The following is a 20,490-nucleotide window of genomic DNA, read 5'->3' on the forward strand; positions in this document are numbered from 1 at the left end:
ACAGGGCACAGGTTATATCGGCGATTCCTGTGTATTAATTGTGTCACACCGTGGCTGCAGAATGGGGCGGCGAAGGATTCCTTGTCAACTACTGCGATGCGGGTTTGGACGCAAGGCGCCCGTGGGTTGGCTGGGTTATCCTCCACTTCGAAAGCAGGATTAAAATGTTCAAAAAGCCGTACGTTGCAGGAATAGACGGCGACGCTGTCGTCCAGAAGAAAATCGCGCTTCAGGCGCTCCTACAGGATTTCGGAAACAACACCGGTAACATCATGTTTTCCGAATCCCTTTATCGCAATCTCGACAATGCTGTTCGAGGAACCTTCAACTTTACCGCAGACGACGTCGAGGATTGCGACGTTATCGTTCTGGCGGCTGCCAACTGGATGAACCCTTACTCCGACTTCGGGGATTTGGCCGCCAAAATTGAGGCGTGCGGGTTACCTTGTGTTATTGTGGGGATCGGAGCTCAAAGCGGCGTCGACAAGAGGCTCCCAAATATCCATCCGGGAACCATGCGGTTGATCGAATACGCGGGAGCCACGTCCGGCTTGATCTCTACGCGTGGCGGTTTTTCGTCGCATGTGCTTAACCATCACGGGATCAAAAACTGTCTCGCTACTGGCTGTCCATCGCTTCTGCTTAACGGCGCGAAAGCAATGGTCAGGGAAGCGCCGGCGAGTCTGACGACCGCCGATATTATGGTTCATTCGACACGGCATCTGTGGAACCAAGCCGATGCTTTTCAGGGAAAGCTATACCGTTGGGCGATGGAAGACGGTTGCGATATTCTACTCCAGTCCGAGCTAGCTGACATGTACTATGCGCTCGGGCGGACGAACAACGACGAGATTTTGTCACGCGCAAAGGTCGTGCTCGAAGCGGTTTACGGTCAGCCGATAGAAGCAGTTGCGGAGTACCTCAAGACTCATGGCAAGGTGCCATTCGCGATGCCGCAATGGGAGTCTTTTCTCAAGGCGAAAAAATTCTGCATCGGCACGCGCCTTCATGGGACTGTTGCGGCACTTCTTGCCGGAACGCCTGCTGTTCTAGTCACTCACGATTCGCGGACTGTCGAGACGGCCGAGGCAATGAGCATCCCGACGGTCTCAGCGTCGCAGATCGGCGAGCATTTTCACCCTTCGGCGTATGTGAACCAAGCGGCAATCGCCGCGTATCTCAGCGGATATGAGCGATATCGCCGCAACTTCATGACGTTCTTTCATGTGAATGGACTTCAGACCTCAAAGTACTTTGACCACTAATGTCCATCCAATGGGTTGCTGAAGCTTGTGATTGTTAGAGGTTGCAGTGGGATCAACTGTCAGCGGCCGATCGCCGTGCGTCGCCCTGCATACAAGCCTAGCTCTCTAGTAGGAGACGGCGCGTCAGCCGCTCTACGAGCAAGCCCAGGAAAAGACAGGTGATTGCGTAGAACAGAACATAGGGCTTATCGAGATGTCTAGATGCGTATCCTGGATAATAGGCGGAACGAACCCATTCAACCACCTGAAAAACAGGATTGAATGAGAGGTAATAGGTTGCTTCATCAGGGAGCCTGCTTGGCACAAACATCACTCCCGAAAGGAGATACAATACGATCAGAAACAGCGCCCAGATCGTGACGAAAAATTTCACGGCCATACACGCAATCCCGACGAGATATCCGGCGCCAATCGCGAGAATAAGGACTGACAAATAGCCGAAAACGGCTTCGAAGATGTCCGCCGGTATCGGATCCTCTCCACGAATGAGAAAGATCGAAAAAAGAAGCACCAAGGTCAGAAAAGCGCCAATGACTTCGAGTAGAGCGCGAGCTGTCATTACGTCCAGGATCGTCACTACAGGAAATGATAGCATGTTTCGGTTCGATAGCACCGACAACGCCATTCCTCGTGAAACGTACATGAATGTCAGCGTTGGCAGCAATCCGGTCGCGAAAAAGACGGGAAGGCTCTCCCCGTATGGAGTCTGGCGGCCCATGACTGAGTAAATGGTCAATAGGATCAACATGTGAACCAGCGGCCACACGGGGACCAGTAGGAAGCCTAGGCCGTGGTTGAAGAAGCGGCTCCTCATGTCTCGGAGCATAACGGCGACCATAACATTTCTCTTCTCTTGAAGAGCGTGGTGGATAGGATTGGTCTTCGTTGACATGCGTCAGCTCCTGCTCGTTGGCGACGAATAGGTCAGGCGGGCATTTTTGTCGAGGCTGCACATGATCCCACGCATCAATCATATCCTGGTCGCACTTTATCGGGCGGGTGGGAGAGGCGTTGATGAACGCCGCCTTGCGTGGAGCGAGGAGCATTACCCGGCCGTCAACGAGGCGATGCAGCTTGGCCTGGTGGAGCGCAGAACGAGTTTGCGAAAGTCGACATTCTCGCTCACCAGGCAAGGCTATCGCGAAATCGGACAAAAGCCTCCGGGCGTCACGCCCTATGAGGCGTTTAGAACTGCCGTCTCCTTATTCTTCTTTGGCCCTTCTCGATAGCAGGACGTGACGGGCCTTCGTAATCCGCACCGCGCGTGAGCTCACGCGCGGCGCTCCTGCTTGTCCAAAGGAACGAGAACCCAATGATCACCGCAGCACATGTGCGCGCGGCCGCGAAGGCGCGCGTGAACGACAGCAACCTCAACTCCGTCATGACGGCGCTCGATCGCCACGGCGCGGCGGCCGGGCTCGATCTGCCGCACCGTGCCGTGCACTTCCTCGCGCAGCTGATGCACGAGAGCGGGTCGTTCCGCTTCGATCGCGAGATATGGGGCCCGACGCCGGCGCAGAAGCGGTATGACACGCGCACCGATCTCGGCAATACGCCGGCGGCGGATGGCGATGGCTTCAAGAACCGGGGGCGCGGCCCGATCCAGGTGACGGGCGGCTATAACATCCGGGCGTTCCATGCCTGGTGCGTCGCCAAGGGGATGAACCCGCCGGATTTTGTCAGCAACCCTGATCTCATCAACACCGATCCGTGGGAGGGGCTTTCGGCGATCTGGTACTGGGATGAGGGCAATCCCGACCGCCGCAGCCTCAACCGCTATGCCGACCGGAACGATCCGGAAATGATCACCCGGCGCATCAATGGCGGATTGAACGGCTATCCCGATCGTCTGGACTGCTACACCCGCCTGGGGGTGGTTGTGCTCGGTTACCGCCCCGATGATCTGCGCGGCTTTCAGGGGGCGGCGCGCGCGGCGGGCAAATATTCCGGCGCGCTCGATGGCCTCGACGGCCCGCAGACCCGCGCGGCGATCCATCTCATGCTTGTGGATCTGGCGCCGGGCAAGGTGCGGGCGGTGAAGGCCTCGCCGGTGACGGAAGAGAAGCCGGTAGCCGTCATGCCGCAAAGCATTGATGCACCGTGGTGGCAATCGAAGGAAATCCTCGGGCCGGCCGCAGGTGGCGGGGCGGCGACCACGCTGACGGCGCTTGGCTCGATCCCCTGGCAGAACCTGCTTCTGATCCTCGTCGCCTTCGGCGCTGTCGCCGGCTTCCTCTACTGGCGCAAGCGCATCGACGCGCGAGATGTGCGCAGCCGGGCGTCCGAGGTTGAGGCATGATCCCCTGGCCGAAGATCCTCATGGGCGCCGCCATCGCCGGCGCCCTTATCTGGCTCTATGCCGAAATCCGCGACCAGGGCGCTCGGTCCGCCACCTCGAAAATCGAAAGGCAGAACAATGAAGCACGCAACGCGGCTGACGATGCTCGCAGCGCTTATGACCGTTGCCTTGATGGCGGCGGGCTGTGGAATTTCGGGGCCGGTCGATGTGACAGGTCTTCGCCGCGTCGCGGGGACTGATCTAATTGGCGCCCGCGGGGAAACTCCGGCTGATCAGCGGAAGATCGACCGAACGGTCGTCGGCTTGTGCGCCGGCAAGGTGTGGACCGCTGAAGAGTGCCGTCAGCATGGAGATAAACAATGAGCCCATCAGACTTCGACCCGCGCATGCATCAGCAAATGGGGGAGGTGCTTGCCGAGATCCGGAACCTGCGCGATGCTTTCCGGCAAGCCGAACTCAAGTCCGACACGAGCCGGGCCGCTATGCACTCTCGCATGGATCAGCTCGTAGACCGCATCGGAAAGGTCGAGGGCGGCGTCGCAGCCGTCCAGGAGGACGTGACCGAGATGAGGCCTGTCACGGACGAGGTAAAGCGCTGGAAACTCATGGGTATGGGCGCGCTGGCCGTCACGGGTCTTGCTGCTATGGCGTTGGGGGTTACCTTCAGCGAAGCGTTGAAGCGCATCGGCATGGTGATCATTGGCAAAGGCTAACCGGGAAATCCTTCAGCGGATCGAAGAGGGGCAGCGCTGAGGGATTGAGCGGCGGTAGATTGAGAACGCCCGCGGCAAGACGGGCGTCTGCACAACAAGGCTTCGTTCACGCTTGGGCATTCACCATGAGTTTACGCCCACCATCTCCTTGCCGTTGTACACCTCGACCTTGTTGGGCGCGACGAGGCGCCAGCGCTCGCAGACCTCCTTGCCGTCATCGAGGCCTTCCCAGGTTCGGCAGAACCTGTTTCCTTCGATCCGCCATTTCCCCTTGATCACGATCTTGTCGCCGCTGTCTGGCTGAGCGGACCCGTTGCCCGTTCCATCTGCGGCCAGGGCAAGAGTTCCCGTATACCCCTGACCTTTCCCGCCGAGCTGCAAGGTCTTTCCGCCTTCCAGCAATGTCTTGAGTTCGGCTTCCTTCATGTCTTTCCCCGCCGCATATGCGGACGAAGCGGTAAGTCCCAAAAGCAGCATTGTCGGCAAAAGTAGATTTCGCATGGCAATCCTCCTCTAAACAACTTCATGTTGAATTAGCTTTTTGGAAAGTCAAGCGGCACGAAAAAGCCCGCCGGTGAGGGCGGGCTATCAATTCGAGGAGGCTGGCGGTTTACGCTGCTATGCGCTCCAACTCTCGCCAGTCGGCCGTTGCGTCTATGAGGCGAGCCGTTCTATTGAGGATCAAGAGCTGATCCGAACCGAAGAACTGTTTGCCCTTCAGAACCGCGACCGTTCTGGGCGCTTCTGCTAGGCGCCGGATATCGTCCAATTTCATGTAAGCAGATGATACTGAGATGGGTGAAGGGGATACGGCTTCAACTGCGATATCAGCGCTCTCTGTGTGGACCAGCGCATCCACCGTCCAGCTGTGCGTGGACGCGCCAGAAATTGTTGCGTCAGCTGAAACTCTCTTGGCCCCGAAAACATCAACAAGCCGGTCGATAATTGATGTTTTGAGGTCGAAATCTAGCTTTCTAGCCAACCGGTCTGCAGTAACTTGTACGGCACGCCGTGCTGCATCGGCAATAATTGCAATGACCCCAGGCAGGTTCTCGATCCGGGCGTCTGCTTCGAATATTTCGAAATTATTGAATCTCAGCCCAGCATCCTCTGCTATATGCCTTGCCGCGCGACGGAATATCTCGCTCGCCCCCATCATATCAGCTTCGCTGTACGCCGCGCCATCATCTGAAACGAGGCAGCGATCTCCATTAAAGGAAACCAAGATACTGACATGCGCTCCGGAAGGGAAAAGTACGGGCGTTGTTACGACGGTTCCGCGCGCAAGGCGTTTAGCGCGTACAAGCTCGCTTGCGATCCGGTCAACAAAGTTGCCGGGAGTCAATGGCTCGTTCATAAACCCAACTGCAGCGACCATGGTGGAACCGGTATTTCTGAGGCGTTGTCAAGCTTGAATGTAACACGAACATACGAGAGAAGTTCGTTAAAATCTGGGGGCTCCGGGTCAATTTTCTTGACGATCGGGAGATTATTTTTCTGCATGGTCTCAAGGCCTAAGTCGGCGTTTTCAGGAAAGTCGTGTACGCTCGTGTAGGCTGTCAGGCCCCGTAAGCCTGGAGGGCCGATTTTGTTGGTGTGCGGCTGCCGTGGCCGCCAGTCGATGCGAGCGATGCGAAAGTCAGTGCCATCGATGTCGATAGCAAGCTGGAAAGTGACACGGGCATCCGGTTCGTCTGTCCACGCTGTGCCGATGATTGAAACGCCGGTTAGACCGCTTGGTTGTCCGCAGTCGCAAACGATCGGCACCCGCAGGATGCGTTCCCGTTGACGGTCTTGCTTCCACCCGATTGGCGGCAATGCGACTTTGTTGGCCTCATATGCTGCCTGCATTAGTTGCAGGACGCGCGTCTCATTGCTCAAGTGGCGCGCCCCTCACGTTTCCGAACCCTGCTTTAGGTAAAACCTCGATCAACTCCCGCTTGCCCTGCTCGTCAAGGACTCCGAGCCGTCGCAAGTAGAAAACGAGTGCCGCCGTGATCGATGATGTCGACAGCGCGACAGCCCCTGCGGATAGGATAGCTGGATCGTGGCTCATTGAGTTTCCCCTCGCGCGCACGATAGCGCGATTCACAGTCGGCACAAGAGTTTACGCTCGCTCCGCCTACCATCGACAATTGATAAAATGCCCGTCGTTTCCTTCAGGGTTCGTCCAACGTCGGATGTTACCAACGCGTGTAGACGATCATGTAATGCTGTTTTGGGTTATACAGCGGAGTGGGGCGATGGAAGGTCGATCGATCATCGAGATCGCAACGAAGCCTCAGGAGCAAGGCATCCCTTGGGACTGGTTCATCGCAATAGTCGCTGCGGCCGCGGCCGGCTGGGCGGTTCATTTTGCGCTCAACGAGTTCTTCCGACCAAGGTCAGCGCCCTCATCGAAATCGCCTACCGAGAGCCGCTTCCGAAATGTTTTCGCCATGATGGATGAAGGCCGGCGCCAATCCCTGATCCGGTACAACATGGAAAAGTATGAGTGCGGCCGCGAGGAAGCCATGCGGCTGGCCATGGACGAACGAACCCGCGATGCTGATAGGTGGAATTGACACAGCGGGAGGCGGCTCGCCGCGCTTTTCATTCGCCCGTTAGGCCTCTCGCTCGTTGGCAGGGACGGTCCTGATCGCCACCCTCAATCTCGGCAAGGATGTAAATTGAGGTTACGTGGCGATAAAAATCCCAACCGCATTCCCAATTAACCTGCCATCAGAACGTCTCGGCGTCGCGGAAGCGGCTGGCCGCGCCATCCTTGGCCGACAATTGCGGCTCGCCGGACGTCGGCCACTGAATGTTTAGATCCGGGTCGTTCCACAGGATCGAGCGTTCGAAAGCGGGGTTGTAGTAGTCGGTGGTCTTGTAGAGGAATTCGGCGGTTTCGCTGAGGACGACGAAGCCGTGGGCAAAGCCCTCGGGCACCCAGAGCTGCTTCTTGTTCTCTGCGCTCAAGTGCACGCCGACCCATCGCCCGAAGGTCGGGGAAGCGCGGCGGATATCGACCGCCACGTCAAACACTTCGCCCTCGACCACGCGCACCAGCTTCCCCTGCGCCTGCTCTATCTGGTAGTGCAGGCCGCGCAGCACGTTGCGGGCGGATTTCGAATGGTTGTCCTGCACGAACTCGCGATCGAGGCCGGTCGCCTCCTTGAAGGCGCGGGCATTGAAGCTCTCGAAGAAGAAGCCGCGCTCGTCGCCGAACACCTTCGGCTCGAGAATGACGACCTCGGGAATGGCTGTCGCTGTGGCCTGCATCAGTATATCGTTTCCTTCAGGATGTTTTGCAGATAACGGCCATAGCCGCTCTTGATGAGCGGCGCGGCGAGTTCCTCGAGCTGCGCAGCATCAATCCAGCCGGCGCGGTAGGCGATTTCCTCCGGGCAGGCGACGCGCAGGCCTTGGCGCTTCTCGATGGTGGCGATGTATTGGCCGGCTTCCAGCAACGAGTCGTGCGTGCCCGTATCCAGCCAGGCATAGCCGCGTCCCATGATCTCGACGCGAAGCTGGCCCTGTGACAGATAGCGGCTGTTGACGTCGGTGATTTCCAGCTCGCCGCGCGGCGAGGGCTTGATCCCGGCAGCAATGTCGCACACCTGCCCGTCGTAGAAATAGAGCCCAGTGACGGCATAGTTCGACTTCGGCTGTTCCGGCTTTTCTTCGATGGACAGCGCCTTCTGGTTCCGGTCGAAATCCACCACGCCATAGCGCTCCGGATCGGTCACATGATAGGCGAACACGGTCGCGCCGCTCTCAGCGCCTGCCGCATTGTGCAGCAGCTTCTGGAAATCGTGGCCGTAGAAGATGTTGTCGCCGAGGACCAGCGCGCTCGGCTGGCCGCCGATGAAATCACGCCCCAGGATAAAGGCCTGCGCCAGTCCGTCGGGGCTTGGCTGCACGCAATAGGTCAGGCTGATGCCCCATTGGCTGCCGTCGCCGAGAAGCGCCTGGAAGCGCGGCGTATCCTGCGGGGTGGAGATGACCAGGATCTCGCGAATGCCTGCCAGCATCAGCGTCGTCAGCGGATAGTAGATCATCGGCTTGTCGTAGACGGGCAGAAGCTGCTTCGACATGGCGAGCGTCGCCGGATGAAGTCGTGTGCCGGAGCCTCCGGCCAGAATGATACCCTTGCGTTGCATCTCAGCTCCGAATGATCTGCTGGAGGACGTGATCGAGGCCCGACTGCCAGTGCGGCAGGGTCAGTCCGAAGGTTTGCTGAAGTTTTGCCGTGTCGAGCCGCGAATTGGCCGGGCGGCGGGCTGGCGTCGGATAATCTTCCGTGGAAATCGGCAGGATCGCGTCGGCGGCGACCCGCACCGGCCTGCCGGCACGCCGGGCGGCCTCGATGACATAGCAGGCATAGGCATGCCAGTTGGTCTCGCCGCCTGCGGCAAGATGGTAGATATCGTCCGCGGCGCCGTCGCCATCTCTGACAGCCTGCCGGATGGCATGCGCCGTGACGTCGGCGATCAGCGCGGCGGAGGTCGGGGCGCCGACCTGATCGGCAACGACCTTCAACTCGTCACGCTCTGCCGCAAGGCGCAGCATGGTCTTGGCGAAGTTCGCGCCATGCGCGCCGAATACCCAGCTCGTGCGGAAGACGAGATACCGGGCACCGCTGACCGACAGAGCCTTCTCGCCGGCGAGCTTGCTTTGTCCATAGACGCCCTGCGGGCCGGTCATGGCATCCTCGGCATACCGGCCGGTGGCGGTACCGTCGAAAACGTAGTCCGTCGAATAGTGCACCACCAGCGCGCGGCGCCGCGCCGCCTCCGCGCCGATGATGCCGGGGGCGTGCGCATTGACCGCATGGGCGCGTTCCGCCTCGCCCTCGGCCCGGTCCACGGCCGTATAGGCGGCGGGATTGACGATGACGTCCGGCTCGGCCCTGCGGATGGCCTCGCGCAGGGATGTCTCGCTTTCAAGGTCGCACTCGGAGCGGTCGACGGCGATGAGCTCGCCGAGCGGCGCGAGCGCGCGCTGCAGCTCGAACCCAACCTGTCCGTTCTTGCCCGTCAGCAGGATCCGCATGGCTCAGCGCCCGTATTGCTGGCCGAGCCAGTTCTGGTAGGCGCCGCTGGTCACATTCTCCACCCAGTCCTGATTATCGAGATACCAGCGGACCGTCTTGGTGATGCCGGTCTCGAAGGTCTCCGCCGGTTTCCAGCCGAGTTCGCGCTCGGTCTTGCCGGCGTCGATGGCGTAGCGCCGGTCATGCCCCGGCCGATCCTTCACGAAGGTGATCTGGCTGGCATAGGACAGACCGTCGGCGCGTGGCTGCAGGTCGTCGAGGATCGCGCAGAGGACGTGCACGACGTCGAGATTGGCCTTCTCGTTCCAGCCGCCGATATTGTAGGTCTCGCCGACCTTGCCCGCCTCGAGCACGCGACGGATCGCGGAGCAATGGTCCTTCACATACAGCCAGTCGCGTACCTGCTGGCCGTCGCCGTAGATCGGCAAGGGCTGGCCGGCCAGCGCGTTGCGAATGCACAGCGGAATGAGCTTTTCCGGAAAATGGTAGGGGCCATAGTTGTTGGAGCAGTTGGTGGTCAGCACCGGCAGGCCATAGGTATGGTGATAGGCGCGCACCAGATGATCGGACGCCGCCTTGCTGGCCGAATAGGGACTGTTCGGCTCGTACCGGTTGGTTTCTGCGAAAGGACTATCCTCCTTCTCCAGCGAGCCATAGACCTCGTCGGTCGAGACGTGCAGGAAGCGGAATTCCCGCTTGCGATCCTCGGCAAGCTCATTCCAGTAGGCCCGCACGGCATCGAGCAGGCGGAACGTGCCGACGATGTTCGTCTCGATGAAGGCCGCCGGGCCATGGATCGATCGGTCGACATGCGATTCGGCCGCGAAGTTGACGATCGCACGCGGCGCATGCTCCGTCAGCAGGGCGCCGATCGCATCGGCATCGCCTATGTCCGCACGCACGAAGACATGCCGGGCGTTCCCCGCAAGACTCTTCAGATTTTCCGGATTGCCCGCATAGGTAAGCTTGTCGATGTTGACGACGGTCTCGTCCGAGGCCCCGACCCAGTCCAGAACAAAGTTGCTGCCGATAAAACCCGCACCGCCCGTTACGAAGATCGTCATGTTCCTTGGCTCTCGCACTCTAAAAGTTGCGATTGAGGTAGCATAGACGATGCAGAAGGCTCAATAAGAATAAGGGCGTTTTATCGTGATGTCTGCGATCTTCTCAATTACCAGTAGAAAACTTAGTTTTACAATTCGCCGCTAAGCCATTGATATTGCGTCCGATGATTGGCGGAATTTTACAGCCATGCTCTTGATCATGCGGCGTAACCACTAGCTTCCCAAGCTGAACGCGCGGGTTCGATTCCCGCTACCCGCTCCAATCTTCGTTGTCGAGCGCCACTGGTGGTACGGATCATGTCTGTCGGCCTTGCCCACTGTTCGGGCGCTTGTCGCCACGCCGTCGCAAACTAAGGCGAACTTGCCGAAGCTCTCCTATTTCTTTATTTCAAGCCAAGGCATCCGTAGGCATCCCCCAATTGCCTCATGGAGATCGTGTGATGACGAAAGCACTTGTCACGGGGCGACGCATGCTCCCGAACGCGCGGTCGCGACCACGCTCGCAAAAGAAGGGTCGGAGGTGCATGCGCTCGGGCACGATCGCATCACGCTTGACGAGATGCGCGTCGAGCACGGGATCGTGCCTCTGGCAATGGATCTGACGGATCGTGAATATGTCCGCGCCGTTGCAGAAGGATTGGAGCCTGACGTCCTCGTCCATGTGGCACTTCGCTGGTTTGAGAAGCCCCGCTTTCTGGAGCTTGCGGAAGCCGGCATCGACATGACGCTTGAGGTTAACCTGTCCGCCACGTTGCATGACACGCGCGCTGTCCTGCCCTCTATGATCGATAGAGGCCGCGGGGAGCTCGCCATGTTCTCCCAAGATAATAGTGACGCGGAAAGCGCAGTCGAACCGGCGGCCGTGGCAGCCATCGACGGCTTTGTGTGCGCGCTTGCCGACAAGACCCAGGGCAGCAGTGTTTTCGTTCACCGCCTCTCAGCGGGAAAGCCGGCTTTCAAGCAGTTGGGCTCCCGGGTTCTTGCGCAGTTGTCGGCTGCGTCAGCGAAATCGTGCCCGGCCGCGGCCGGACGGACTTCTATCGCACCTCGATCGCCGGCAACTAGGCGCAAGCCGTGCTCTATGACGGCTATCGTCCGATCCAGCCGGAACATACTGCCCCATCGTCAACGATGTCATAGCGCTCCCGGTTATGTTGATGTCGCCCGCGTCGAGGTCTTTCCGATCGACCAGGCGACGGGCGGGAGAACCATGTGAAGTTCGGGACGGAATAACGGCCTGCCGGGAGGAGAGCCATGGAAGACGAGACTGACAAGGCAGGGAACCGGCAACGGCCGGATCTCGTCCGCGACTATCGCCCTGTCGCAATCCATTCCGTGCTCGCCGCCCATGCGATGATGCCGAAATCTCGGTCGGAAGCGGCGCCCGAGCCTGCATCGCCCGAAATGGACTTTGTTCTGCCGGCCGGCTTCCGCAACTCTTCGGAGGATTGAGGTTTGCTCGCTTCATCGGCACCGGCTCGATCACCGAGGCGGCCCTCACCGGCATTCTGGCCCGCGAGGGGCCGGGATGTTCGCCGAATTCCGCGGCAACCGTGGTCTCGACGCCCTGACGCAGGTGCTGGACGACGTCTTGCGCCGAGTGCGCTCCAGATAGTTCGTGCGTCCTTCGGTGCGCAATCCCCGCTGCGCCCGAGTTGAAACGTCGGCAGCCCAGCCGAAAACCGACCGTCCGGGCAGGGACTGAAACCCAAAATAAAAACGTTTATATTTCTTCTTGAAAACGTTTATATTCCTTGTTACCGTTGCTCTCAGGATGGAGGAGGGGCCCCGTCCGTGGGATTTGTCGTGCGTTCGTCGAAAGTGGCGGCGGCGATCGTTGAGGAGGAAGAGATGAGGAAATTCGTTGCAACATTCGCGTTTGCCGTCCTTGCGGCCGGCGGCGTCCATGCCGCCGATCTTGGCGGCAAGCTCCTGAAGGTCGGGTCCGACACGACCTCGCCGCCGATGGAAAGCATCGACCCGGCGTCCGGCCAGATCGTCGGCTTCGACGTCGATGTGGTCAATGCCATCTGCGCCAAGATCAACTGCCAGGCCGAATTCGTGACGACCGGCTGGGACGGTATCTTCGTCGCGCTCGACCAGGGCAATTTCGATCTCGTGGCCTCCGGCGTCTCGATCACCGAGGAACGCAAGAAGGCGATGGATTTTTCCGATCCCTACATCGTCAACAGCCAGGCCGTGCTGACGCGCGCCGAGGACCAGGGCATCACGCTCGAAAAATTCAAGGCCGAGGGCCGCAAGCTCTCCGCCCAGGCCAACACGACGGACGCGCAGGTCGCCGAAGGCGTGGTCGGCAAGGAAAACGTCGCCGCCTATGACAGTTTCAGCGCCGCCATCATCGCGCTGAAGAACAAGGATGTCGACGGCGTGGTGATCAACGGCGCCAACGCCGCCGCCTATGAGCGCGAATTCGCCGGCGAACTCGTCGCTTCCATCAAGGACCTCGAATCCGATCCGCTCGGCCTCGTCTTCCGCAAGGGCGACGAGAACGTCGCCGCCTTCAACGAAGGCCTGAAGGCGATCAAGGACGACGGCACGCTCGACCAGCTCGTCGCCAAATACTGGGGCCTCAAGTAAACAGGCCCTTGCCGGAAGCGCCCCATACGGCGCTTCCGGCCCTTTTCCATCCCGCCGGAGGCCGGAATGTCGTTCGTCAGAAGCGTGAGGCCCAGCAATCTGGTGATCCTCGCCGCGCTGCCTTTCATCGTCTACCTGTTCGCCTCCTCGGGCGACTATCAGCGCTCGCTGCGCGCCATCCTCGGCATCGAGCAGGGTTCGGGCGCCTTCGTGCCGGGTTTCCTGCTGCTTGTCGTCGCCTTTTCCGCCGGCCTTGCCGTTCTCGTCCTGTCGCGGGCAAAGCCGGCGCGGCCGCGCATGACCCTCGCCGCCGGTCTTGCCGGCCTGCTTGCCACGGCCATTCTCGTCGCCGGTGATCTGGTTCATCCCTTCAGCGCTTCCGTGGTGGCGAACGGCGTCGATCCGTTCAAGTCCGACCTCGTCGTCAAGGGCGTCACGCCGCGCCAGCTGACGGAGGCGGCCGATCTCATGGTGCGCGGCGTCGAGGCCTGGCTCTGGCCGGCCTATGCCGTGTCGTTGCTCGCCGGCCTCGGCCTGCTTTTCATCGGCAGCCGCGCGCCCGTTCCCGCCGAAAGCCTTGCCCACCGGGCGGGCGCCTGGCTCACCGGCCTCGTCAATGGCGCGGGCCTCGTCTTCGTCGTGCTTTTCGCTCATCTCGCCTTCGCTTCCGGGCTTGCCACGACCATCCGTGCGGCCATCGCCGCCTATATTCTCGCGGCCGTTCTCGGCCTTGTCTGGGTCGGACTGCTGAAGCTGCGCTATACGCGCGGGAGCCTGCTGTTCTTTGCCGGCATGATGGTCGTCTTCGCCGCGCTTTCCGCCTGGTTCCTGCTGCAGCCGCGCGACGGCTACGTGCTGGCCGGCACGCTGGAAGGCAAGGTCGGCATCGTCACCAACACGCCCTCGGGCCTGATCAGCGCCGTGCGCTTCGGCCAGTATGAGGGCGGCCCGGCGAACGAGACGCCGGTGCGTACCTTCGTCACGCCCGAGCAGGCCATCGAGGCCGTCGGCCGGAAAGAGGATGTCAGCGGCGCGCTGCTGCCGGCCGCTTCCGTCCCTGCCAACTGGCCGCGCCTCTGGCAGGTCGAGGCGCTGAACGATCGCGACCGCGCGGCCGGCATCACCTTCGCCGTCATCGCCATCGCCGTCGGCCTTCTCACCTTCGGCGGCTTCCTGCATCGCCGCCATCCGCTGTCGGTGGGCTCGGAATTCATCGTCGATACCATTCGCGGCATCCCCATGCTGGTCATCGTGCTCTATGTCGGCCTGCCGCTCTCCGGCGCCCTCAAGGATGCGACGGCCGGCGTGTTTGATCCGCCGAACCTCGTGCGCGGCATCGTGGCTATGGCGATCGCCTATTCGGCCTATCTCGCCGAAATCTTCCGCTCCGGCATCAACGCCATTCCCGCCGGGCAGATCGAGGCGGCGGGCAGCCTCGGGCTCAACCGCTGGCAGACGGCGCGGCTCGTCATCCTTCCGCAAGCCTTCCGCATCGTCATTCCGCCGCTCGGCAACGAGCTGATCGCCATCCTCAAGGACACCTCGCTGCTGTCGATCCTGTCGATCCGCGACATCACCCAGCGCATGCGCGAGTTCCAGTCGGCGAGCTTCCTGCCGTTCGCACCCTACAATTCGGCGGCCATCCTCTACATCCTGCTGACGCTCGCCGCCGCCAGCCTCATCAGCCTGATCGAGAAGAAATATGACGTCAAACACCGCTGAGACAGGAACCGTGCTCGTCACAGGCGCCGCGCGCGGGCTCGGCCGGGCCCTCGCCGATCTCTATGCGGCCGCCGGCTCGCGTGTCATCGCCTGCCAGCGGCCGGGCGCGGGCGAGCCGCTCGACGTGTCGGATGCGGGTTCCATCGCGGCGCTCGGCCAACGGCTGGAAGGCCGGCCGATCGACATCGTCATCAACAATGCCGCGATCCGCGGCGATACCGGCGGCCTCGCCTCGCTCGAAGCGGACGGCTTCCTCGAGGTCATGCGCATCAACGCGCTGGCCCCGCTGCTCATCGCCCGGGCGCTGCGGCCCAACCTGCTTGCGGGACGCCGCAAGGTGCTGGTCAATATCAGCAGCCGCGCCGGCTCTCTGGCGGAAGGCACGATAGACGACGAGGACGGCGACTACGCCTATCGCTGCTCCAAGGCCGCGCTGAACATGGCGACGGTCAAGCTCGCGCAGGATTTCCGCCGCGACGGCATCGCGGTCATCTCGCTGCATCCCGGCTGGGTGCGCACCGACATGGGCGGCGCGCAGGCGACTATCGACGTGGCGCAAAGCGCGGCGGGCCTGAAGGCGTTGATCGACGCAACGACAATGGCCGAGACCGGAAGCTTCCGCGCCTATGACGGCCGAACGGTGGCATGGTGAGGGCGGCGGCGATGATCGGAACGATGGAACGGCAGGAGGAAATCGCGGCGATCGAGCGGCTGTTGCTCGACCGCTACGGCATTGCCGGCACGATCACGCCTCTGCCCGGCGAGCACGACCTCAACTATCGCGTCGAGACGGCGGATGGTGCGCGCTATCTCCTGAAGCTGCATGCGCCCGGCGATGCGGACGACCTCGCCATGCAGGTCGCCGTGCTCGATCATCTTGCCGAGGCCGCGCCGCATCTTCCGCTCTCCCGCGCCCTGCCGGACAGGACGGGCGCCCGGACGGCCGATGCCGACATCCACGGCCCGCGCACCGCGCGGCTGCTGACCTGGCTGCCGGGCGACGTCTGGTCGCGCGCGGCCGTGCGCGATGCGCGGAGCGTCGCCACGCTCGGCCGGCTGCTCGGCGCGCTCGATCGCAGCCTGGAGGGCTTTGCCCATCCCGGCGCGAAGCGTCTCTATGCCTGGGATATCGGCCGGGCGGACATGCACCGGGAGAGCCTCCGTTTCATCGACGATGCCGAAAAGCAGGCGGCGGTGGCATCCATTCTGGACCGCTTCGCGACCGAGGTGTTGCCGCGGCTGGAGGCCTGCCCGCGGCAGGTCATCCACAACGATGCCAACGACTACAATGTGTTGCTCGATAGTGAAGGGCATGTCAGCGGCCTGCTCGATTTCGGCGACATGGTGGAGACGTTCCGTGTCGTTGAGATCGCGGTCGCCGGCGCCTATGCGTTGATCGGCACGTCCGACCCCGTCGAAACGATCGGCCGCCTCGCCGCCGCTTACCATGCCGTCAACCCGATCGGCGAGGCGGAGGCGGAACTGCTCTTCGACCTCGTCTGCACGCGCTATGCCGTCAGCATCTGTATGGCAGCCCGGCAGATCCGCGACAATCCCGACAACACCTATCTTCTGGTCAGTCAGGAGGATGTCTGGCGCGAGCTCCGCCGCCTGCAGCGGGAAAATCGCCCCCTTGCCATCGCCCGCATCCGTGATGCCTGCGGCTTCGCGCCGATTCCGCATGCGCCCCGCGTCGAGCGCTGGCTGGAGCGCAACGCCCACGATTTCGCCGCCGTTATCCGTCCGGGCCTCGTCAGACCAAAGGTGCTCTCTCTCGACCTGACGGCATCGGGGCCGGATGCGGCCGCCTGGGCATCCCTGGATGCGGACGGCGCCGAGCGGCTCATCGAAGCGCGCGTGATGGAAGCCGGGGCGGATTTCGCCATCGGCCTCTATGGCGAGGACCGCGCCGTCTACAAGGGCGATGCCTTCGAGACCGGCCCGACCGGCGCGCGCCGTACGGTGCATCTTGGCATCGATCTCTTTGCGCCCGCCGGCGAGCCGGTGCATGCTCCCTTCGCCGGCAAGGTCGCCTTCATCCATGACGATGCCGTCGCCTTCGGCTTCGGCCCGACGGTCCTTCTCGAACATCGCACCGATGAGGGCGATGTCTTCTGGACGCTCTATGGGCATCTCTCCCGCCAAGGCGTCCAGAAGCTCTCTTTGGGGCAGGCCATCGCCAGGGACGAGGCCTTCGCCGCCTTCGGCACGGCTGCGGAGAACGGCAACTGGTCGCCCCACCTGCATTTCCAGGTCGTCACCGACCATCTCGGGCTGGAAGGCCGCATGCATGGCGTCGGCGTGCGCGATCAATGGCAGGTCTGGCAGGCGGTCAGTCCGGACCCGAGCGTCGTCTTCGGCTTTGCGACGCCCGCTTCGGTCATCGTCGCGCGCGACAAGGATTTCCTGGTGCGCGAGCGCCATCGCCGCATCGGCCGCTCGCTCTCCGTCGCCTATTCCGCCGCGCCGCTGAAGATCGTCGGCGGGGAGGGCGCCCACCTCATCGATGAAGAGGGCAACCGCTGGCTCGACATGGTCAACAATGTCTGCCACGTCGGCCATTGCCATCCCCGCGTCGTCCGGGCGGCGCAGGCGCAGATGGCTCGGCTCAACACCAATTCGCGCTACCTGCACGATTCGCTGGTGGAATATTCCCGCCGCCTCGCCGCGCTCTTTCCCGATCCGCTCAATGTCTGCTTCTTCGTCAATTCGGGCAGCGAGGCGAATGACCTCGCCATCCGCCTTGCGCGTGCCTATACCGGCAACCGCGATATCGTCACGGTCGACCATGCCTATCACGGGCACCTGTCGAGCCTGATCGACGTCAGCCCTTACAAGTTCGCCGGCAAGGGCGGCGACGGCTGCCCGCCGCATGTGCGCGTCGCCGAAATGCCGGATCTCTATCGCGGCCGCTTCCGCTATGGCGATACCCATGCTGGAAAAAAATACGCCGAGGACGTGCGCCGGCAGGTCGAGGCGCTGGCCGCGGAGGGCCGCCGCCCGGCGCTGTTCTTCAGCGAGGGTATCCTCGGCACCGGCGGCCAGCTCACCTTGCCGGAGAACTACCTGAAGGAAGCCTATGCCCATGTTCGCGCGGCAGGCGGCCTCTGCCTTGCGGACGAGGTGCAGGTCGGCTTCGGCCGCGTTGGCAGCCATATGTGGGCGCACGAGCTGCAGGGCGTCGTCCCTGATATCGTCACCATGGGCAAGCCGATCGGCAACGGCCACCCCATGGCAGCCGTCGTCACCACGGAAGCGATTGCCGCCGCCTTCGCCAACGGCATGGAATATTTCAACACCTTCGGCGGCAATCCCGTCTCCGCCGAGATCGGCCTTGCCGTGCTCGACGTCATCAGGGACGAGCGGCTGATGCACCATTGCAGGGTGGTCGGCGACCGGCTGATGGACGGCGCCCGGGCGCTCGCAGAACGCCACGCGATCATCGGCGACGTGCGCGGCCACGGCCTGTTCAACGGCATCGAGCTGGTGCGCGACCGGGAGACGCTGGAGCCGGCGGCGGCGGAGCTCGATTTCGTCATCGCCGAGATGAAACGCAGGCATCGTATCCTGCTCTCCAGTGAGGGTCCGCACCACAATGTGCTGAAGGTGAAACCCCCCGCACCCTTCAGCGCCGATGACTGCGACCGCTTCCTCGCCGCCCTCGACGAAACCCTCGGCGCGCTCGCGCGCTGAGGTACACCGCTCCCCAAGGGGTTTGCAATCGTGACGAAAGCGGCGCTCCAAAAGGCGCCGTGAATGACAAGGACAGTACTAGTGCACAAGCCGCTCGCCAGACAGAACCGCTTCGACGCCAGCCGGCAGGAGGCCGGCATGCTGGAGCTTGGCGTGTGCTATTATCCCGAGCAGTGGCCGCGCGAGAAATGGGACGAGGATGCCCGCCGCATGGTCGAGCTCGGCCTTGCCTGGGTGCGCATCGGCGAGTTCGCCTGGTCGCATATCGAGCCGCAATCCGGCGTCTTCCATTGGGAATGGCTGGACGAGGCGATCGAGGTGCTCGGCTGCGCCGGCCTCAAGGTCATCCTCGGCACGCCGACGGCCGCGCCGCCGAAATGGCTGGTCGACCGCTATCCCGATATCCTGCCGGTCGATGCGAAGGGCACCGTGCGCAAGTTCGGCGCGCGCCGGCACTATTGCTTCTCCAGCCGCCGCTACCGCATCGAGGCCGCCCGCATCACCGAGGCCATGGCGCGCCGCTACGGCGAAAACCCCTTCGTGCATGCCTGGCAGACCGACAACGAATACGGCGACCACGATACGATCCACAGCTATTCCGACGAGGCGAAGCTCGCCTTCCGCGCATGGCTCGCCGCGCGCTACGGCACCATCGACGAGATGAACCGCGCCTGGGGCACGCAGTTCTGGAGCATGCACTACAACAGCTTCGACGAGGTGGACCTGCCCAACAACCTCGTGGAAGAGCCGACTCCGACCCATCTCGTCGATTATTTCCGCTTCTCCTCCGACCAGGTGAGGAGCTTCAACAGGGCGCAGGTCGATCTCATCCGCCGGCATTCGCCGGGCCGTCCGGTCACGCACAATTTCATGTCGCAGAACACCGACTTCGATCACTACAAGGTCGGCGAGGACATCGATATCGCTTCCTGGGACGTCTACCCGATGGGCGGCCTCATCAACGGGCGGCTCAGCTCCGAGGAGAAGGCGCGCTACCTGCGCGTCGGCGACCCGGACCAGACGGCCTTCAACCACGACCTCTACCGCGCCGTCGGCCGCGGCCGGGTCTGGGTGATGGAGCAGCAGCCGGGGCCGGTCAACTGGGCCGCGCACAACCAGTCGCCCGCCGACGGCATGGTGCGCCTGTGGACGTGGCTGGCCTATGCGCACGGCGTCGACATGGTCTCCTACTTCCGCTGGCGCCAGGCGCCCTTCGCGCAAGAGCAGTTCCATGCCGGCCTGCTGCTGCCGAACAGCGAGGTGGACCAGGGCTATCTGGAAGTCGCGCAGGTGGCCGAGGAAATAGCGCGCCTTCCTGCCGGCGAGGTCAGGCAAAAGGCCTCGGTCGCCATCCTGCTCGATTATGAATCCCGTTTCGCCACCCGCGCCCTGCCGCAGGGCCGCGGCTATGCGGCATCCGCCATCGCGCTCGACTGGTACGCGGCGGTCGCCCGCCTCGGCGTGGACGTGGATTTCATCGGCCAGCATTCCGACCTTTCGGGCTACAAGCTGGTGCTGGCGCCCGATCTCGTCATCCCCGATGCGGATTTCATCGCCCGGCTGAAGGCCTCCGGGGCAAAGGCGCTGTTCGGCCCGCGCAGCGGCAGCAAGACGCGCGACATGCACATTCCTGCCGACCTGCCGCCCGGCCCGCTTGCCGCGCTCCTGGATTTCCGCGTGACGCGCGTCGAATCGCTGCCGGAATTCCACAGCGAGCCCGCGCTCTACGGCAATGCGAGCCACGCCGTCACCGGCTGGCGCGAGCTCATCCGCACCAGCGAAACGGTTCTGGCGACCTTCGAGGGCGAGCACCGCACCGGTTCCCCGGCGGTGATCGGCAACGACAAGGCGCGTTATGTCGGCACGCTGCCGCGCGGTGAGTTCCTCTCGATGCTGGTGGGCGATACGCTCGGCTGGGCCGGCGTCGCCAGCCTTCCCGATCTCGGCGACCTGCGCCTCGCCCGCCGCGGCCGGCTGCACTTCGCCTTCAACTACGCCAGCATCCCGGCGACCGTGCCGGCCGCTACGAGTGCCGCGTTCCTCGTCGGCAGCCGCGCGCTTGGTCCGGTCGATGTGGCGATCTGGACGGAAGATTGAC

The 20,490-nt window shown here is 62.5% G+C and carries 23 protein-coding genes; 15 read left to right on the top strand and 8 right to left on the bottom strand.

All coding sequences use genetic code 11. The annotated features are described in order from the left end of the window. Window positions 1–164 precede the first annotated feature (164 nt). On the top strand, window positions 165–1,265 hold the full coding sequence (locus Q9316_RS01740; RefSeq protein ID WP_306033547.1) for a polysaccharide pyruvyl transferase family protein: 1,101 nt from the start codon (window positions 165–167) through the stop codon (window positions 1,263–1,265). A 97-nt stretch (window positions 1,266–1,362) separates the two neighbouring features. On the opposite strand, the gene Q9316_RS01745 is transcribed toward Q9316_RS01740, so the two are convergent. Beyond that, on the bottom strand, window positions 1,363–2,157 hold the full coding sequence (locus Q9316_RS01745) for an ABC transporter permease (RefSeq protein ID WP_306033548.1): 795 nt from the start codon (window positions 2,155–2,157) through the stop codon (window positions 1,363–1,365). A 61-nt stretch (window positions 2,158–2,218) separates the two neighbouring features. On the opposite strand from Q9316_RS01745, the gene Q9316_RS01750 reads away from it, so the two are divergent. From Q9316_RS01750 to Q9316_RS01770, 5 genes are all read left to right on the top strand, one after another. Further along, window positions 2,219–2,494, top strand: a complete 276-nt coding sequence (locus Q9316_RS01750; RefSeq protein WP_306033549.1) for a hypothetical protein — start codon at window positions 2,219–2,221, stop codon at window positions 2,492–2,494. 83 nt (window positions 2,495–2,577) lie between these two features. Then, entirely contained in the window at window positions 2,578–3,564 is a 987-nt protein-coding gene (locus Q9316_RS01755) for a glycoside hydrolase family 19 protein (protein WP_306033550.1), read from the top strand. A gap of 20 nt (window positions 3,565–3,584) precedes the next feature. Further along, complete coding sequence (locus Q9316_RS01760; protein ID WP_306033551.1) at window positions 3,585–3,803, top strand: hypothetical protein; 219 nt, start codon at window positions 3,585–3,587, stop codon at window positions 3,801–3,803. Continuing rightward, the gene (locus Q9316_RS01765; RefSeq protein WP_371877942.1) at window positions 3,706–3,927 is read left to right on the top strand and encodes a hypothetical protein; all 222 of its coding nucleotides are present in this window, start codon (window positions 3,706–3,708) and stop codon (window positions 3,925–3,927) included. Before Q9316_RS01760 ends, Q9316_RS01765 begins: the two co-directional genes overlap by 98 nt. After that, window positions 3,924–4,277, top strand: coding sequence for a DUF1515 family protein (locus Q9316_RS01770; protein WP_306033552.1), 354 nt, complete (start codon window positions 3,924–3,926; stop codon window positions 4,275–4,277). The genes Q9316_RS01765 and Q9316_RS01770 overlap by 4 nt, the downstream gene beginning before the upstream one ends. 120 nt (window positions 4,278–4,397) lie before the next feature. Here Q9316_RS01770 and Q9316_RS01775 read toward each other — a convergent pair whose 3' ends face one another. The 3 genes from Q9316_RS01775 to Q9316_RS01785 all read right to left on the bottom strand — a co-directional run bounded on the left by Q9316_RS01775 (window position 4,398) and on the right by Q9316_RS01785 (window position 6,158). Then, window positions 4,398–4,703, bottom strand: a complete 306-nt coding sequence (locus Q9316_RS01775) for a hypothetical protein (RefSeq protein WP_306033553.1) — start codon at window positions 4,701–4,703, stop codon at window positions 4,398–4,400. Between the two features lie 184 nt (window positions 4,704–4,887). Then, window positions 4,888–5,655: a hypothetical protein gene (locus Q9316_RS01780; protein ID WP_306033554.1), complete on the bottom strand. Its 768-nt coding sequence runs from the start codon at window positions 5,653–5,655 to the stop codon at window positions 4,888–4,890. Next, a complete protein-coding gene (locus Q9316_RS01785; RefSeq protein WP_306033555.1) occupies window positions 5,631–6,158 on the bottom strand; it encodes a hypothetical protein in 528 nt (175 codons plus the stop codon). The genes Q9316_RS01780 and Q9316_RS01785 overlap by 25 nt, the downstream gene beginning before the upstream one ends. A gap of 362 nt (window positions 6,159–6,520) precedes the next feature. Between Q9316_RS01785 and Q9316_RS01790 the strand changes: the two genes are divergently transcribed. After that, entirely contained in the window at window positions 6,521–6,841 is a 321-nt protein-coding gene (locus tag Q9316_RS01790) for a hypothetical protein (protein ID WP_306033556.1), read from the top strand. 157 nt (window positions 6,842–6,998) lie between these two features. On the opposite strand, the gene rfbC is transcribed toward Q9316_RS01790, so the two are convergent. From rfbC to rfbB, 4 genes are read right to left on the bottom strand one after another with little or no spacing between them, the layout of a single operon-like run. Next, window positions 6,999–7,541, bottom strand: coding sequence for a dTDP-4-dehydrorhamnose 3,5-epimerase (rfbC, locus tag Q9316_RS01795; RefSeq protein ID WP_306033557.1), 543 nt, complete (start codon window positions 7,539–7,541; stop codon window positions 6,999–7,001). Continuing rightward, window positions 7,541–8,422, bottom strand: coding sequence for a glucose-1-phosphate thymidylyltransferase RfbA (gene rfbA / locus Q9316_RS01800; RefSeq protein WP_306033558.1), 882 nt, complete (start codon window positions 8,420–8,422; stop codon window positions 7,541–7,543). The genes rfbC and rfbA overlap by 1 nt, the downstream gene beginning before the upstream one ends. Before the next feature lies 1 nt (window position 8,423). Further along, a complete protein-coding gene (gene rfbD / locus Q9316_RS01805) occupies window positions 8,424–9,314 on the bottom strand; it encodes a dTDP-4-dehydrorhamnose reductase (RefSeq protein WP_306033559.1) in 891 nt (296 codons plus the stop codon). A 3-nt stretch (window positions 9,315–9,317) separates the two neighbouring features. After that, complete coding sequence (gene rfbB / locus Q9316_RS01810) at window positions 9,318–10,379, bottom strand: dTDP-glucose 4,6-dehydratase (RefSeq protein ID WP_306033560.1); 1,062 nt, start codon at window positions 10,377–10,379, stop codon at window positions 9,318–9,320. A gap of 361 nt (window positions 10,380–10,740) precedes the next feature. Between rfbB and Q9316_RS01815 the strand changes: the two genes are divergently transcribed. The 8 genes from Q9316_RS01815 (at window position 10,741) to Q9316_RS01850 (ending at window position 20,489) form a co-directional block, all read left to right on the top strand. Then, window positions 10,741–11,595, top strand: coding sequence for an SDR family NAD(P)-dependent oxidoreductase (locus Q9316_RS01815; protein ID WP_306033561.1), 855 nt, complete (start codon window positions 10,741–10,743; stop codon window positions 11,593–11,595). A 38-nt stretch (window positions 11,596–11,633) separates the two neighbouring features. After that, on the top strand, window positions 11,634–11,831 hold the full coding sequence (locus Q9316_RS01820; protein ID WP_306033562.1) for a hypothetical protein: 198 nt from the start codon (window positions 11,634–11,636) through the stop codon (window positions 11,829–11,831). Next, the gene (locus Q9316_RS01825) at window positions 11,828–11,950 is read left to right on the top strand and encodes a hypothetical protein (RefSeq protein ID WP_306033563.1); all 123 of its coding nucleotides are present in this window, start codon (window positions 11,828–11,830) and stop codon (window positions 11,948–11,950) included. Before Q9316_RS01820 ends, Q9316_RS01825 begins: the two co-directional genes overlap by 4 nt. Before the next feature lie 280 nt (window positions 11,951–12,230). Beyond that, the gene (locus Q9316_RS01830) at window positions 12,231–12,977 is read left to right on the top strand and encodes a transporter substrate-binding domain-containing protein (protein WP_306033564.1); all 747 of its coding nucleotides are present in this window, start codon (window positions 12,231–12,233) and stop codon (window positions 12,975–12,977) included. Window positions 12,978–13,043: 66 nt separating this feature from the next. Beyond that, window positions 13,044–14,699 (top strand): amino acid ABC transporter permease, encoded by a 1,656-nt coding sequence (locus Q9316_RS01835; protein WP_306033565.1) that lies wholly within the window; start codon window positions 13,044–13,046, stop codon window positions 14,697–14,699. A gap of 10 nt (window positions 14,700–14,709) precedes the next feature. After that, on the top strand, window positions 14,710–15,351 hold the full coding sequence (locus Q9316_RS01840) for an SDR family oxidoreductase (RefSeq protein ID WP_371878022.1): 642 nt from the start codon (window positions 14,710–14,712) through the stop codon (window positions 15,349–15,351). A gap of 11 nt (window positions 15,352–15,362) precedes the next feature. Then, on the top strand, window positions 15,363–18,392 hold the full coding sequence (locus Q9316_RS01845) for an aminotransferase class III-fold pyridoxal phosphate-dependent enzyme (RefSeq protein ID WP_306033567.1): 3,030 nt from the start codon (window positions 15,363–15,365) through the stop codon (window positions 18,390–18,392). 81 nt (window positions 18,393–18,473) lie between these two features. Beyond that, entirely contained in the window at window positions 18,474–20,489 is a 2,016-nt protein-coding gene (locus Q9316_RS01850) for a beta-galactosidase (protein ID WP_371878023.1), read from the top strand. The last annotated feature ends 1 nt before the right edge of the window (window position 20,490 follow it).

Source organism: Shinella zoogloeoides, assembly GCF_030733845.1.
Lineage (GTDB): Bacteria > Pseudomonadota > Alphaproteobacteria > Rhizobiales > Rhizobiaceae > Shinella > Shinella zoogloeoides_C.